General features: G+C 51.9%; 15 protein-coding genes. 9 read left to right on the plus strand and 6 right to left on the minus strand.

Annotation, left to right across the window (positions count from 1 at the left end):
* The first annotated feature begins 3 nt into the window (after positions 1-3).
* The 6 genes from ACO06L_RS16470 (at position 4) to ACO06L_RS16495 (ending at position 8,805) form a co-directional block, all read left to right on the plus strand.
* Positions 4-1,218: an MFS transporter gene (locus tag ACO06L_RS16470; RefSeq protein WP_421845989.1), complete on the plus strand. Its 1,215-nt coding sequence runs from the start codon at positions 4-6 to the stop codon at positions 1,216-1,218.
* Positions 1,208-1,807: a LysE family translocator gene (locus ACO06L_RS16475; protein ID WP_202348688.1), complete on the plus strand. Its 600-nt coding sequence runs from the start codon at positions 1,208-1,210 to the stop codon at positions 1,805-1,807. Before ACO06L_RS16470 ends, ACO06L_RS16475 begins: the two co-directional genes overlap by 11 nt.
* A gap of 364 nt (positions 1,808-2,171) precedes the next feature.
* A complete protein-coding gene (locus tag ACO06L_RS16480) occupies positions 2,172-2,408 on the plus strand; it encodes a hypothetical protein (RefSeq protein WP_202348687.1) in 237 nt (78 codons plus the stop codon).
* A gap of 232 nt (positions 2,409-2,640) precedes the next feature.
* Complete coding sequence (locus ACO06L_RS16485; RefSeq protein ID WP_202348686.1) at positions 2,641-3,147, plus strand: hypothetical protein; 507 nt, start codon at positions 2,641-2,643, stop codon at positions 3,145-3,147.
* Positions 3,140-5,752, plus strand: coding sequence for a hypothetical protein (locus tag ACO06L_RS16490; protein ID WP_202348685.1), 2,613 nt, complete (start codon positions 3,140-3,142; stop codon positions 5,750-5,752). The genes ACO06L_RS16485 and ACO06L_RS16490 overlap by 8 nt, the downstream gene beginning before the upstream one ends.
* A complete protein-coding gene (locus ACO06L_RS16495; protein WP_202348684.1) occupies positions 5,749-8,805 on the plus strand; it encodes a tyrosine-type recombinase/integrase in 3,057 nt (1,018 codons plus the stop codon). The genes ACO06L_RS16490 and ACO06L_RS16495 overlap by 4 nt, the downstream gene beginning before the upstream one ends.
* Before the next feature lie 51 nt (positions 8,806-8,856).
* On the opposite strand, the gene ACO06L_RS16500 is transcribed toward ACO06L_RS16495, so the two are convergent.
* The 5 genes from ACO06L_RS16500 to ACO06L_RS16520 all read right to left on the minus strand — a co-directional run bounded on the left by ACO06L_RS16500 (position 8,857) and on the right by ACO06L_RS16520 (position 11,529).
* A complete protein-coding gene (locus ACO06L_RS16500) occupies positions 8,857-9,270 on the minus strand; it encodes a hypothetical protein (protein WP_202348683.1) in 414 nt (137 codons plus the stop codon).
* Positions 9,271-9,324: 54 nt separating this feature from the next.
* Positions 9,325-9,699, minus strand: a complete 375-nt coding sequence (locus ACO06L_RS16505; RefSeq protein ID WP_202348682.1) for a hypothetical protein — start codon at positions 9,697-9,699, stop codon at positions 9,325-9,327.
* Between the two features lie 67 nt (positions 9,700-9,766).
* Positions 9,767-10,081: a hypothetical protein gene (locus tag ACO06L_RS16510; protein WP_202348681.1), complete on the minus strand. Its 315-nt coding sequence runs from the start codon at positions 10,079-10,081 to the stop codon at positions 9,767-9,769.
* Positions 10,071-11,297: an Arm DNA-binding domain-containing protein gene (locus tag ACO06L_RS16515; RefSeq protein ID WP_202348680.1), complete on the minus strand. Its 1,227-nt coding sequence runs from the start codon at positions 11,295-11,297 to the stop codon at positions 10,071-10,073. Before ACO06L_RS16515 ends, ACO06L_RS16510 begins: the two co-directional genes overlap by 11 nt.
* Positions 11,290-11,529: a hypothetical protein gene (locus ACO06L_RS16520; protein WP_202348679.1), complete on the minus strand. Its 240-nt coding sequence runs from the start codon at positions 11,527-11,529 to the stop codon at positions 11,290-11,292. Before ACO06L_RS16520 ends, ACO06L_RS16515 begins: the two co-directional genes overlap by 8 nt.
* Positions 11,530-11,680: 151 nt before the next feature.
* On the opposite strand from ACO06L_RS16520, the gene ACO06L_RS16525 reads away from it, so the two are divergent.
* The 3 genes from ACO06L_RS16525 (at position 11,681) to ACO06L_RS16535 (ending at position 13,730) form a co-directional block, all read left to right on the plus strand.
* A complete protein-coding gene (locus tag ACO06L_RS16525; protein ID WP_127330074.1) occupies positions 11,681-11,917 on the plus strand; it encodes a helix-turn-helix domain-containing protein in 237 nt (78 codons plus the stop codon).
* A gap of 527 nt (positions 11,918-12,444) precedes the next feature.
* Positions 12,445-12,939, plus strand: a complete 495-nt coding sequence (locus ACO06L_RS16530; protein WP_202348678.1) for a hypothetical protein — start codon at positions 12,445-12,447, stop codon at positions 12,937-12,939.
* A 224-nt stretch (positions 12,940-13,163) separates the two neighbouring features.
* Positions 13,164-13,730: a hypothetical protein gene (locus ACO06L_RS16535; protein WP_202348677.1), complete on the plus strand. Its 567-nt coding sequence runs from the start codon at positions 13,164-13,166 to the stop codon at positions 13,728-13,730.
* A gap of 470 nt (positions 13,731-14,200) precedes the next feature.
* Here the strand turns inward: ACO06L_RS16535 and ACO06L_RS16540 are convergent, their stop codons facing one another.
* Positions 14,201-15,244 carry an IS110 family transposase gene (locus tag ACO06L_RS16540; RefSeq protein WP_202348676.1) on the minus strand — a complete coding sequence of 348 codons (1,044 nt, stop codon included), beginning with the start codon at positions 15,242-15,244 and terminating at the stop codon, positions 14,201-14,203.
* Positions 15,245-15,355: the final 111 nt, after the last annotated feature.

A 15,355-nucleotide genomic window follows, 5' to 3' on the forward strand; every position in this document is an offset into this window, starting at 1 on the left:
CGGATGATGCCAATCGTGCTTGCGGGTGGCGTTGTGTTGGCACTGTCCTTTGGGGTGCGTGCTATCTTTGGTGGTGTCGTGGAGCCACTCTCCGACGAATTGTTCGGTGGCAGAATCGAGGTGTTCTCGATGTCAATCGCCATTCAGAATCTGGTTTGGGGCCTTGCACAACCCGGTTTTGGAATTATCGCCGACAAATTTGGGGATCGGCGTGCACTATGGCTGGGTTTCATATGCTATGTGCTTGGTATGGTGGTTTGTGGCACAGCCACAACGCCCCTGGCTCAGCATCTCGGCACCGGTGTGCTTGTTGGCATGGGGATCTCCGGGACGGCATTCGGTGTCGTTCTGGCTGTGATTGGCAGGGCCGCGCCGGAGGACAAGCGTAGCCACTATCTTGGCATAACCTCGGCTATAGGCTCAGCCGGACAAGTCGTCTTGCCACTGTTGGCGTCGTGGTTGACGGAATGGCTCGACTGGCGGCTCATGATTGTTGTAATTACCGGGGCGTTAATACCTATGGCTCTGTGTATTCCTTGTCTTCGCGTGGAAGAATCTCCGTCTGCCAGTCGCGATGAGTATGCTCCAATCACTCAAACGGTTCGGAGTGCCTTTGGCCATACGAGCTACTTTTTCCTGAATATGGGGTTTTTCGTTTGTGGCTTCCATCTCGCGTTTATCACGGCGCATCTGCCCAACTATGTACAGCACTTCTGTGTTTCCTCGGCATCGCCAGATGAGTTGCGTGCCCTGGGCCTACAAGCCCTGGCTCTGGCCGGGTTTGCCAACATCTTTGGCACTTTGCTGGCGTCGCGACTTGGCATGTCGTTTCCGAAGCCCTATGTACTGGCGGCGATCTACGCCCTCAGAGCTCTGGTTATCGTCCTGTTTATCTCACAGCCTGTTACTCCAATATCGGTGATGTTTTTTGCGTTGGTTATGGGAGGTCTATGGCTTTCCACCGTCCCATTGACCAGCGCTCTGGTGCTTACCATGTTCGGCCCTCGTGTAATGGGCACTTTGTTTGGTTTCGTATTCCTGAGTCACCAAGTTGGTGGTTTTTTTGGGGTCTGGCTTGGTGGTGCTTTGTTTGATCGTTATGCCAGTTACGAGCAGGTTTGGTATCTCTCCATTGTACTTGGTGTGATTTCGGCCATTGCCCACCTTTTTGTGCAGGAACGACCTGCTCCTCGAATAGGAGTGGCCTATGGTGGATAACCTCCTCTTGCTTTGGATGGCCGCATTCCCCTTGATGGGTAGTCCGGGCCCTGCAACTTTGAGCCTTGCAGGTCTTGGATCGGCGTACGGTTTTAGAGGAGGCCTGCGCTACATGTTTGGGATTGTATTGGGGACGATAGTTGTTTTGCTACTGATTGCTACCGGTATCACCACGGTTGTTCTTGCTCAGCCAGCGTTGCTTGTGGTTCTGTCAAGTTTGGCCGGGATCTATATTCTTTACTTGGCTTTCCGAATAGCCACGGCACCCGTCGTAAAGGATATGGAGTGTGTTGGCGATGCGCCGACGTTTTTGCCTGGTTTTACACTCGCCGTAATCAATCCAAAGGCTTTCGTCGCAATTGGTGCCGTCTACTCAACGCATACGATTGTGCCTGCTGACCTTGTGGCCGATACAGTTTGTAAGTTGCTCGCCCTGTCTTTAGTGATTCTCGTATTTGGCCTAGCTTGGTTGGTTTTTGGTGCAACGTTTTCCAGGCACTTGAGAGACCCCATTGTTGGTCGCGCAGTAAACGTAATTTTCAGTGCCATGTTGGTTCTGTCAGTGGGTTCGCTGTGGTTAGAGAAGTAGTAAGGAAGGTTTTTGCTGATTCTAAAAAGAGATGGCCGGAATCAATAAGAAGATCCACGATAAACATTGATTTCAGAGGCGAATTGCCGATCAGGCAAGAGAAACTCCGCCCTGGTGGAGCCGCAGAATACTTTCGAAGGTGCGGGGTTCGAACGGGGCGTCGAAAGCTTCCGCGTGTACCTTACCAGCTGCGAAGTCCAGATCGGACTTTCCCTACTGAAGTGGCCTCTTTAAAGTATCGTTGTGTAGATTTTTGAGAACTTGAGCGCCTTGGGGGAAACTCGCCGCTCAGCTACTGCCGTTTGTGTGAAACTCCCACCCTTCTTAGAATACAGGAAGTAAGGTGTAAGTCTCGGACGCTAAGGTGACGATCAAACAAATTCAAGAAAAAGACCTGCTCGAGGGCCTCGACGCTGAAAAAAACCACGCGGATGAGTTGGCCAATGTGACCCCTGAAGAGATTGAACCGCTGGAGCGTTTGAAAGGCTCAGTTAAGCGGTATGATCGACCGTTTGATTCGGTCTGGGATGACGATTTCGATTCTTCGGAGTTAGACACGGATGACTTTCTGAAAGACCGTGATCAATCAAAGGGTGAATAAATTCGGACGGAAATCCAGCCTCTCGGTATCAGGCGAGATGGCCTGAATTATCCCTCAATGCCTGGAGGGCAGAGGTAAAAAATAAGGTGCAATGATCGAAGAAAACAACGTAACATTTTGTAAATTTGAAAATAATTCAATTAAAACAGGAATCTAAAATTTCCTGCAAAAAATAGGCTCACCGTAAGTTCTGTGAAATCTGATCTTTGGACGTATCACAGACGGAGGGCCAATGGCTTCTACAACACCCCAGTTTCACTCCCAAACACAACTCCTCCCGTTGGGAGAAATCTCAGAGCTTCACGAGATACTTCAGAACGCCAGGAAAAAGTATCAGCTGCCGCCTTTAGCACAGCCGAACCAGGCAGACATTCATCTGGCTCACGTTCGAACTTTGCTGGAAGTCTTCCCGATTTTTGCTCACCGCTCTCGCAATAAACTCCGCTGTGTCGGCAATGTACGCTTCTGGGAGCTTTGTCGAGCATGGCTTGATCCCGACCAAATGGTGCCGGTGAATCTGGTGTCCGGCCGATTCAAAGCCGATTTTTGGGCACGCAATTATTTGCTGGAGACCTACTACGCCAACGTACTGTTTGGCCTCAACGCCGATGACGGTGCCAGCCTCTATCGCCTTTCAAACGAATGGACCAGTGATTTGGAGTTACCCCCGATCTTCCCGTCAAAAGCGGCCTACGGTCGTGCTATGCGTATTGGGAAAGGGAGGATGGCTCGTGGCTAAGAATGCACTTACTTGGGTCGCTCCCAAAGACGGTAAAGCCCATCAAATATTCATCGCTAAAGCAGTCGAAGCCGGATTCTCGGCAGCGGTAGTCCGGGACTTTTTCTACCAGATTAACGCCCATCCAGAGCTAATCTCATTTGTTCAGATTAGCCGCAATCTGATCGATATCCTGCAATTACCTTGTGATGAATGGCAGGACAACGAGGCTGGCATAGATTTCAGGGCTTGGCAGTCACTTTGCCGGTGGGCGACTGAAAACGCCCACGCTCTGACAGACGCTATTGGCCCATCATTTGATGAGCGGCCAAAGCGTCACCGACATAATCCATTGTTGCGAAAAGGGGTGACAAGACACCCACTCTATTCGGCATTGTGGAATGTCCAAGAGAATCCTCGGCTGAGATCTCATTACGCAGCGCTCCAGGCACAAGTCCTTTATGCGCACGCTTTGGCGATTCAGGAAGCGCATACCGCCGAGGCTTACGAGAGTTATGACGGCGATAATCCATTGCTCGACTCACCGAGAAGCGCTTCGGCTATGGGGTATACCGTCAGGGCATTGAGCTACGCGGTTGCCGAAGATGAATTGCTAGTGCTCCAGCCTTTTGTCTCCCCCAAAACCTTTGGGCGTGAAGTGGGAGCTTGTCTTTGGTCAATGGATTTGGCTGGGCAATCCGGGGAAGTTCTTCTGGTTGATAAGGCGAAGGAGAAGCGACAAAACGGGCTAAGAGATCTGGTTTACTTCGTTGAACGGGCTCATGGAAAAAGGTCTTGGGCTTTTCGAGAAAGCCATGGGCCCAAAGAAGGCAGTGGGGGTGGAAAATCGGAGCCGGGCCATGTCGACTTTCAAACCATGGCAAGTGGCCTGGAAGTAAATTTGGGAACGGGCGTTTCCGATCGCTTCGTGCCGGCGCTTCCTCCGAAAGGTTCCATAGCTGGCCGGCTAAAGGTCGACGAATCACCGTTCGACGATGGCGAGGGCTCCTACTTTTTCTCGGACGAGGAGGAATCCGGAACATCGGGTGGTGCCAAGGTTTCTAATCCTGCGGCCAGCTTTCTGCGTGCAAGGAATCAAGCGCGCCATATCGCGATGGCGAACCAATATCTTCCGTGGCGGTACGAGTCTCTGACCGATCAGGAAATCCACAACGTCGCTATGGCCGCCTTGAGTTACCTTAATCGTCCGGTGCTTATCAGTGGGTCTAAAGAAGAAAAAGTATTCCATGAGTTGGCTTTGTTGACGTTAATCGTCTTATGGACAGGCGTCTCGTGGGAGAGGGCGATCGGGCTGCGTATTCAGAGGGGGCGCTTCAAACGGCGCAAACGATACGAAGAACCCGAAGAACAATATCTTCGCTTATCGTTGTCGCCAGTACGAAACCTCTGGTGCATAGAATCGACTTTCCCTGAATACAAAACCGAACTCAAAGTTCCTGAGGAGTCCGGTAGGAAAATACTCGATAATGTCCTGTTACCGGATCTCTGTGGGCTGACTGATCGCGTTTTAGATCTGTTGAAACGGCGTGGTCAGAAGCCGTCCCCAAAAACAAAGGTGTTCACCCACTCCGCAAAGCTATACAGAAAGGCTTTCAAAAAACTCGTCCACGATGCTGGAGAGTCGGAGCGGGTCACTTGGGGTCGGTGGGAAAAGGTGATGTTTGATGCGATTACAGCTGAAACCGGAGATGTCGTTGATGCGGTCGCGATCACCGGTGAACCTCATGTCCTCGCGCAAACCAAATGCTTTTACTTCAGCCCAAACGTAGGCGATCTGATCGATCGTTACGTGGCAGTGGCCGCCCAATTAGCAAAACAGGCTGAACTGCCGTTGGATAGTGATGAAGGGGGTCACTTAATCGGAGCAGAACAACGTAAAGTTTACGTCGGCAGCCGAGCCTGCGCCTCCAAGCCTGCGGTCGTGAACGCGGTTTCGGACTTAAAGGCGCGGTTAGGAGCTGCACGCACCTATGACCTGTGGTCCGATTTCGCGGAATACCACAACGTCTTCACCTTCTACACGGTTCAGATGTTGGCGTTTGCGACAGGTTATCGTGCGGTGAAAACGCCGTTATTCTCTCTTGAAGAAATCAATGGCCAGCTCCGGCTTACGGCTCTGTCGGATAAAGACAATGAGCAAAAGCGAAAAACTCGTCTCAGCTATTTGCCGAACATGGTGTTGCGACAACTCGAGCATTACGAGCAGCATCTCAAGGTGCTCGAAGCGACCAACGATTTTAGGTTCAAGTCCAGTTTTGAAACCGAGAAGGAAACCTGCTTTTTCTTGCGGTCAGCCGATGGCCGCGACGGAAAACTCTTGGTTGGTCCTAAGACCATGGTGCGTCACCTGGATGAATTCCTGGGATTGCCGGCTAATGCCCACCGTCGGTTTATGCGCACTGAGTTGAGAGAAGCGGACTGTCCGCCTGATTACGTCAACGCCTTTATGGGGCACGCCAGTTTTGGCGAAGAACCCTGGAGCCGTTACTCGTCTCTATCTTCCAGACAATATCGCGACATGATGACTCGGTACCTGGAGCCGATCATGGAGGAACTGGGGTTCACGCCCGTTGCCAGCCGTCTCGCGGGAGGTGTTTCACGATGACACCGATGGAATCTATCTGGAATGAATTTTTGTCTCTAGAGCTGGAGCCGGGTACGCGGCAAGTGGCTGAAGAGCTCAGGGCATTCCTCTCTGGTAGTGAGTTGGCCGGCGCCGAAATACTCTCAGGACGATCTGAAAAAGCCTTCGAGGCCGGATTGATGTGGCCATTGGAGAAGAGTATTCACGAAACCTTGGGTAAAAGCGCCGATGTGCGCTTTGGCAAGCGTCTGCGCGCCTTCGTTGAATTCGCCAACCGTGTTGGCGGACGTGACTTCCCGTTGCCAGCCGTGCCGATCCGGCTTGAACCTCATCGAAGCGTGTTTCAGACTTTTCATCCCGTTGAAGCCGAACGTGCAGAACGATGGCGTTTGTCTTTGATCGACTGGATTCAAACCGAGTCCTTCAGCGACTTAGAGCCACGTCTGGTCATCGGAGCGCTCATCGTCAGTGCCGCCCTCAACAGTGGTCTGGTGGATTCAGGAGCGTTGCATAAGCTTCTGCAGAGCATCCCTGAAAAACTGACCGTTCTCGCGGGGCGAGCGTATCTGGATCTTGAGTTGCCCTGGCGCGGCTCAGAGAGTCTGGAACGGCGGCGGTGGTTTCCCGACCCTTTGTCGGAGATGATTTTTCTTCGGCTTAGACCGGAGGAAAATGAACCGCTCCGGAATCAAACGCCGGCGAAAGCGTTGTGGCCGTTTCTACGCCTATGGTTCAAGAGCTGCGACGGTGTAGAGAACTCGCCTAAAAACTTCTCAGACTTCATGACAGCCAGTAAAGCGCTGACCTATCACGAGTTGCCGGTAAACATCGGCGCATACATGGCTCGGGAGCATGTTAGTCACTCGCTGCGACCAGAGGTTTGGCAGCGCCTACACGGTGTTTACTCGACAGCCTCGCCAACTGGCAAGATTGTAAAGGACCATTGCGATGAGCCGACCTCGCCGGAGACAGGTTCCTCCCTCGAAGAGCTGGAAACCTTTGAATGGGCGCAGGCACTCTGGGAAATCTTGAAAGGCAGTGACCGAGAGCTCGTTGCGCAAAAGATCAGAAAGCTGCTGGAAGATGACCAGCACCTTGTTAGTCGAAGTGAGCGTATGCTAGCGGCCTGGGCCCTTCACTTGTGTACGAAGCCTGCGGCATCAGGAAAACGGCTTGCGCTCTCGACCATTCGACAGTACGTGAGGCAGACGGGAACCCGCCTGGCCGCGCTGGCAGGTGACAGTGATATCTCGAACTTCGACATCGCAGAATTCGAAGAGCTTTATACGGAAGTTCTTGCGGACGCTCAGAGCGCAGGATTTCGGAATAAGCTGTGCGTTGGATTGCGCGAATTTCATCACTTTCTGACTTATGACTATGGTGTTCCAAAGCTTTCAGAAGTGATGAACCTGGGAGGAGGCTCGATCTTACATCCGGTCGATGCAAACCTGATCACTCTGGATGACTATCAGGAGATCCGACGGCGCATCAGGGATGCTGAACTGGAGCTAATCGCGCCCGACCTTCCAACGATTGTGGAACTGATTTTTGTGCTGGGCTTCCGGTGCGGGTTGCGGCGAATGGAAACATTGATGCTGCGAACTGAGGACATTCACCTGGTGGGGCGATCCGCCATTATCGTTCGTCGATATGCGGGGCATCGATTAAAGACCGCAAATGCCAAACGGCAGATACCCATTCATGCGTTGCTGGATGACGGTGAGCTTAGTCTCCTCAAGGCATGGCTGGAATATCGTCGCAGCGAGGAGCAAGAGCGACCCTGTACTGCTGCATTATTTGCCGTTCCGGGCAGGGGGTGGATGCCGGTCAGACAGGACAAGGTCATGCCGATTCTGCACCAGCTTATGCGAGAGGTGACAGGTGACCAGTCCCTCCGATACCACCACCTCCGCCACAGTTTTGCCAGCTGGACGTTTCTTAGGTTGATTCTTGCGCATCACGGGAAGAGGACAACGCTATTTTCCGATCAGCCGATAACAGAGCAATGGCTGGATCAATCGTCCGAATTTGCCGAGCAATTGCTGAAGGCACGGCATCGCCCGGACTTGTATGCGGTCGCTAGGCTGCTTGGACACTCCGGCCCGGACATGAGTCTTGAGCACTACATCCACACGATGGACCTGGCCGCGCTGGTCTTGGATGAGCGCAAGGATATGTTTAGCGAAAGAACACTGACTGCGACTTCCGGCGTTTCAATCTCATCAGTCTATCGGTTAATGAATAAGGCCGGTGTTCAGAGCCTGTTGGGTAGGGTCAGGAATTCATACCCAGACCGGGCAAATGTGCTGTGGCCGACGGAAAAACCATTTGCGAAAGCTGAGCCCGAGCAACAGACGTTTCGGGATAGGCTGATGTCGATCGAGAAGTACCTGAAGTTTCGCCAACGGACTTCGATTGAGCAGGGGGTTCTGGCGGAACGATTAGGCCTAAGCGTTGAAGCATGCCAATTATTGGAAGAGCGCTCAGCATACCTTGCAGGTCTTAGAAGCAATACGCTGCGAACACAAAGCTCAAGGCATCGCTTTTCCGACGTCAACGAGGACGAGGCGAGAGGTGACTCAATCCGTTTGCATACTGAGCCAAGGACCCGGAGTAGCAAGGCGCTTTTTGAGAGCTTACTTGATCGTGTCGAAGAGTTGCTTCACCACAATTCCAACTTGGTTTGGGAAGTCGTCGACTACTACATCCACAACCAGTGGAAGACGGCAACCTCACTTATATTTCGGGATCCTCACAAACCAGAGATGGCGAAAAAGTACCTTCAGTTTCTTGAAGCTCTTGGTTTTCCCCGGCGTAATCTGAGCTTCACCAATGGTGATATTCGCGATCGGTCGCCCTATCGGGCGCTCTGGAAAAAGCAGCTGAGACTCACTTACCGCGATACGATCGAAAGCAGAGCTCCGGCAAACAAACACCGGAAAGTGGAAGGCAGATGGTTGTTCATTGGTCTGGACTTTGGAAATGACAGTGAGCGTGATCAAAGCCGTTCGTTCGGGTTTCGCTATTGTATGGTGATGCTGGGAATGGCCGCGCCCGTGTTGCGGTCTGAGTAGACTGTTGAGGATGCCCACGACCAGCCGATGTGGGCATCCTCTGATAAACCCTCAGAGCCAGGGGTTATCACGGCTGCCTAGTTCGTCACCAACAGGCCCGCCGACCGCACCGGTCAGATCGCGGTATTGGATCCAAGCAATCGCTATGTCATCAAAAGCCGAGGCATCCAATTCCAGGGTCACTCTGGTCGGTGAGTTCATGGTGGCAACTTGAACGCTATGAGAGAGCGGGTTGCAGGCAAAGAGGTAGGCGCTGGCGGGCGTGTCACTATTCGCGCTCGGCCGAAACCGAACCGAATAGTCAGTACCCGCTTTCACTTCAACTGAAGTGTCATATCGGTTCTGCTCGACCTGCAGGCGCCGCTCCTCCGACCGTGTGTATATATGGATAGCGAGATACAGAAGGGCAAATAGACCCGCCATGATCATGATGATTGCGAATACGAGTGCCATTGGGTGAATCATATGGTCTCCTTAGTGGCTGATTAGGCCTAATCGTTTCTTAGCGGCAGATTGCACTTATTCCGTCCCGCCAGTCTGTGCCGCTGCAACTGACTCCAAAGAGCCTGCGAGGTCGTTGAGTACCTCTTCGGAAACCACACATCGGATGCCGGCATATTGATGCTTGGAGGGTTGATGGATCCCGACGATGATTCGGTCATCAATATCCAGGTAATACTCAGTTGGCTTTCCAGCGACTTTGGCTTCCATGCGGTATACCTTGAGACCTTTGCTAATCAGGACTGGCTGATGGTCTCGAGGCCCGGCAGTCTTTGTTGAGGAAGTAGATGTGGGCACCCGGTGATCGAAGATGATCTTCACGTAGATAAGCAGAGAGCCGATGGCAATGGCGCCAATGAACAAAAGAAAAAGGACGATCGGATCAAGAGTCATTATTGAATTCCTTTAAGGGGCGCCCCTCTCTTACGGTGTCGGTATATTTTGGAGAGGGGCGGGTTTCTTAGAAGCGAGGTACGGTTTCCGTGATGGTATGCAGGCGTGCTTCCAGCGCAGGGAGCAATACCTGGAGGGCAAGCCGGCCAGGAGGAAGTTGCTCGCGAATCAAGGTGTCTTTTACCCAGGAAACGACTGCTTCAAAGTTGGACGCTTCGGCCCCGCTGCCCAAAAGGCATACCAGAGAATCACCGGGCGCTATGTTCAGAGAGATGAAAAGCGCACGAGCCAACCTTCGAACGTCCTGAACTGCAGGCGGGTTGTACGCAACATCGTTTTCAGCATCATGATTAGGCCTAATCGGGATAACGTTACTGCTCATCAACGGTCTCCTGGTCTTTATTGGATACACTTGTCTCTGGGATTGAAGGGCTGTCGAAGTTCTGTCGAATCAAACGTTCGAAGGCCGATCCATCCTGGCGAGTGAGGTTTGGCACGAAACGGGAGTACACCCGGAAAAGCATCTCCGTAGTTGTGTGCCCCATCTGCCGTGCAATCCACTCCGGGCTTTCTCCCGATGCCAGCCAAAGCGTCGCGGCTGTGTGGCGGGTCTGATAAGGGCGCCGCTCTCGCAGCCCCAGGTGCCGCAGTAGCGGGTACCAGACACGCTTGGTGACGTTGTTGTGGCAGAGAGGGCTGCCGTTCCGGCTACAGAAAACGAAATCCCTGTTGCCAGTCGCTCGTTTCTGGTCGTTCAGTGCATCAATGACCATTTGCGACATCTCGATGGTACGGAAGGAGCCATCGTTCTTGGTGTATTCCAACTGCCCGTTGACCAGCGCTTGTCGCACAAGAATCTGCCTGCGCTGGAAATCCACGTGATCCCATTGCAGACCGTCGATTTCGCCGGTGCGCATGCCGGTGAAAAAGCGAACGATGTAGTAGTTCCTGAAATCTGGTCGGACTGTATCGATGATCTGCTTTACTTCCTCAATTCCGAACGGTTCCACGTCCGTCCTCGGAACCTTCAGTGATTTAATCCCGTGATAGGGGGAGCTAAACTCATAGCGGTTGGCCGCCTCACTAAGGATCATGCGCAAAGGCGTCATGATTCGGTTGATACGACTGGCTGAAAGACGCTTTCCACTCCGGGTTGTAACTTTGGCGAGTGAGGCCCGGAATTCGAGAATGTCTTTCTTGGTGATGTGGCCAACCTCTTTTTCCCCGAATTGGGGGTTGAGGTAGTTCTTCAATGTTCCCTCCATTGTGCTGATGTAAGACCGACGCCATTGGATTCTCATTTCATCCAGCCAATCCTTTGAGAAGGTCTCGAAGAGCGGCGTGTCGTGAGCTTCCCTGGCGCGCTGCACTTCCGCTTGCTTCGTGAACTCCTGGGCCTTGGAACTATTCGGGAAGTAGCGGTGATACTCGAAGGTACCCAGCGTGATCTCTGCTTCGATTTTCTTGAGTATGCTTTCGAGCTTTTTGCGATTAGCCAAAGTGTTATCTAAAGCAGTTTGTTCACGACAACGTTGTCCGCAGTATTGGAAGTCGATAAACAGTTTTTGTGTGCTTTCACGCACTCTCACACTACCCATGCATGCGTCCTCCATTGGCCATTGGAATTGCAACGCTGTGGTTACTTGAGTGCAGAGTCATATCCCTTTCGATAGCCTCCCAGAGGTAAAGGATTTTTCGCCCTCCGAACGGCCGTATGTAGTGGGTCCCTTCGATAAGAACAGAGTCTTTCAGACGTTCACGAATCGTTCGCACGTCATAGTGAATTCGCTTGGACAGCTCTTCAGTGGTCAGGTATTCAGTACTATTCATACGCACCTCCTATTCGTCAAATGTAGCGTATAGCCTACATATTACGACTATCGGCGACGCAGTCAAGCATCTTTTGTAGCGTGTATGCATCGTAAGATGAAAGGAGGCGGCAATTTGAGTAGAATCTGCTCATCGACAAAGGACATACCCAATGATCAGATTTCGCCTGAAAGAGCTAATCGCAGAGAAAGGATTTCAAGAAAATCGCAGAGTTACGCTGGACGAGGTTTCCAGGGAGACGGGGATCCACAGAACGACACTGTCCAAGATAGCGAACCAGCGAGGCTACAACACAACGACCGAAATTTTGGACAAGCTTTGCATGTACTTCGATGTGGAACTGCAAAAAGTGGCGCAGTTTGTTGAGGATCCTGAGGGAGAGAATTAACCCCTTAGTATTGTGCTGGAGGCGTCGTGGCTTCCTGTCTACGTTTTTCCATAGGTGATGCGGGCTCCATGTATCGCCTCGCATCTCCCAAGCCGATCAATTTAGTGATGGTTTCTTTGGCTCAAGGCCTCATGATTTTTTGCTTTTAAACAAAAGCGAACAATCGCCTCGCACTCAATCCAAGCCCGTTTTCCTGGCTCAACCCTAAGAAATCCATTCTTTCTGGAGCTAAGTTATTGGTCTAAAGTTGAGTTTTTATGAGGGCCTTTGGTCGGCAAAAATCCCTGTAGCCTGTATGGGCATATAATGAAAAACACCTGAAATCCGCAAAATGCTGACGGTTCAATTTGCACAGATAAGCCGCGTGCAAACTTTTGACAAAGCCCGAGTTCGCAGGATCGTGGAAAGGCAGCTAGTATCCCTCTGAAATGGATCGGAAATTCGCACTGTGAATCAGGTCTAGATCGAAAGAGTCGACTGGGTTTAGTGTGAATTCAAACTAATAAGATGTTATGTGGATCAGGCTAATGCGTGATGTCTTGGGCTACCTAAAAAACCGGTACGACGAGGAGCAAATTAGGTTCGCGTACCTTGAAGAAAAGTGCACAAAGCTAATCACGCTGCTCTCGGTCCTCATTGCTGCTCTGGGTTCTATAGCAACAATTAAGTCAGCCCTCGTTATCCCGCCAAATTCTGTTCTAAACTGGTTCATATTGGCTGTGTTTTCTTTGGCTACTCTGTCTCTTGTTTGTTCTTGGGGCCACGCACTTCAGGCACTAAAGATTGATGATTGTCCTGTAATGCCGAAAAGCCGTGAGACGGCAGTCTATCTCAGAGACAGTAGTTCAGAAGACAGTGAGCAGCATCTATTCAACTGCTATGTTGATACGCTGGAAATACTCGATGCGACATTAGATCGGAAGGTTAAAAATGTTGAATTGGCATATAGCGATCTCGCCACTTCGGCTTGGCTTCTGGGAACTTGGGTAGTTCTATTAACTATTAGGGAGTTCGTTTCATGAGCGATGACAAAGGCAAGCCCAATAACAACAACCAAAAGCCCTCACCACCGCCCACGACGGAATATGTGAGGAGAGACAAAGAGCCAAACGTAAACAGAGACAAGAACAAAAATAGGTGACTTGTTCATACTTTTTCTCACATATAATAAGCGGCTGTTGTCGCACGCACCTGCGCTGGCGCTCCGGCACGCCGCAAAGCCAAGGCGTTGACTCAGAGGAATGATATGTCGGAATTTTCAGGCCCTGAAGCAGCCGAAATATTCTCTAGCTACTACAAGCTTATCTCTGAAGAGAGTGACCGCGGAGCGGTTATCATTGCAGCCTCTATTTTAGATGAGAGTTTGAGGGAGGTTTTGAAGGGTTTTTTGCTCCGGCCAACTGGTAAGAATGATGATCGTCTCGACGGCGCTTACGCTCATCTTGGTTCTTTTTCGGCGAAGATAGAGCTGTCTTTCCGCTTAGGCATTATTCGTAGGTCTATTCGACAGCAATTAATGCTCTTCAAATCGATAAGAAACGATGTTGCCCACAGGCTTTCAATCGCGAGTCTAGAAGATCAAAAGTGTCGCGCAAGGCTGATTGAGATTCTTAAAACTACTCCTGATATCACCGAACGAATTACCGAAATCTTGACTCAAGGGGGCCTGGATATTGAGTGGAAAAGGGGGGAAGCGGGCTTGGTCGATACTTATGGCTCTAGGCAGACGTTCGATCTGCTGTTCTCAATGGTATGTATGGCGATTACTCAAATAGCTAAAACGATAGAGCCTATAGACTGCTTTGAGCATTAGAGTTAACACATATGAGCCTTCTCGGAATCAACAGGCAATAGTCATTTTTTTGGCCGCGCCAGCGGCCAACCTAAACCCATGAGCAAGAACGCCTGCTTCGTCAGTCTCGCGGAGCTGTCAGGCACTTACAGCAAACACATATAGGGGCTCTCTTACGTGGCTTTAGGCCACCGCCTGACCGGTCGTTCCATCAGTGGGTCAGGGGCACCAGACATTCATCGGTTAACCGGTCACTGGCACTATTCAAGGTGTCGGGCTGCATGGCTCCAGTTAGTGTCAGGCTCAGGACCGGTGTAAGCGCACTGGCTCATGGTATTAAGGCACGCCCACGGGCTGGCCAATCAAGGCATCTGGTTTCGACATCGGTGACAGAAAACCGCTTCGGCATCGGCGTACCAGTCAGCGGACTCGCAGTCTTCGGTGTCATCCTTTCTGATCCAGTTAGACGTCATGCTCAGCCCGAGGCGTGACTAACCTTTCAGGAACCGTTGTTCATCGAACACCCGTTTGTCTTTGAGCATGAAGTACACCGCTCGTCCCAGCTTGTGGGCCAGGGCCGACAGGGCCTTGGCCTTGTTCATCCGCCTCTGAAGCTTCTCAACGTAGCGCTTGGCCTTGTCGTTGTTACGGATGAACAGCACGGCAGCTTCTGAGAACGCCCACTTCAGATGGGCATTGCCGATCTTGTTGCCCTGAGTGCCGTAAACCTTGCCGGCGGATTCCGCCTTGCACTTCACCAGGCGAGCGTAGGACGCGAATTTCTGAACCGATTCGAAGCGCTGGATATCGCCGACTTCGTAGAGAATGGTCAGGGCCAGGATTCGACCGACTCCTGGAATGGTTTTCAGCACATTGAGTGATGCCGGGTCGTGTTGCTTGGCTTGCTGCTCCAGGTGCCATTCAAGCTTTTTGAGTTCGTGCTGGTAACAGTCGACGATCGCCAGGTCCAGATCGACGTTGCGCTGAACATCTGGATCGGTAAACGCAGCGGTCAGTTGTGAGCGGCCGCCAGGGTTGTTGAGGTTGGCTTTGCTGGGCGGCATATTGTACTGCCCCAGAGTGTTCACAGCGTGGGCCTTGAGCATGGCCCCATGCCGGACGATGCGAGTGCGACGGCGCAACAGATCGCGAGTGGCCCGCATCTCCTTGGGGTAGACGTAAGCCAATGGGAAATTACCGCCCCGCATGAGCATCGCGATCTTGAAGGAATCGATGCGGTCGTTCTTGGCTTTACCGCCGTAGATCGCCTTCATGTACAGCGCATGGCCCAGAATGAAGTTGATGCCGTGTTCTTCGCACAGGTCCGAGATCCAGTACCAGCAGTGCATGCACTCGACCCCGACCACCAGGTCATCACGAAAGGGTTCCAGCACAGCCAACAGCGGTTCCGGGCGGGCTTTGACTTCCTTGTGCAGCAACACCTCGCCTTGCTGGTCGATGATGCAGACATACAGGTTGCGGGCGTGCAGGTCGATTCCACAATAATGGCGGTGGGTGCTATGGTAAAAGTTCATTGAGTCTTCTCCCTTGTAGAGCTTGGTCGCCTTCCAGCTTAGCGGGCAACCGCTGGGCTGGGGAGAAGGCTCAATCAGTATCAAGGCCAGGCACGGCGATGCCCTTTTCGT

Origin of the sequence: Marinobacter sp. (assembly GCF_965229985.1) — a bacterium.
In the GTDB taxonomy this organism is placed as follows: Bacteria; Pseudomonadota; Gammaproteobacteria; order Pseudomonadales; family Oleiphilaceae; genus Marinobacter.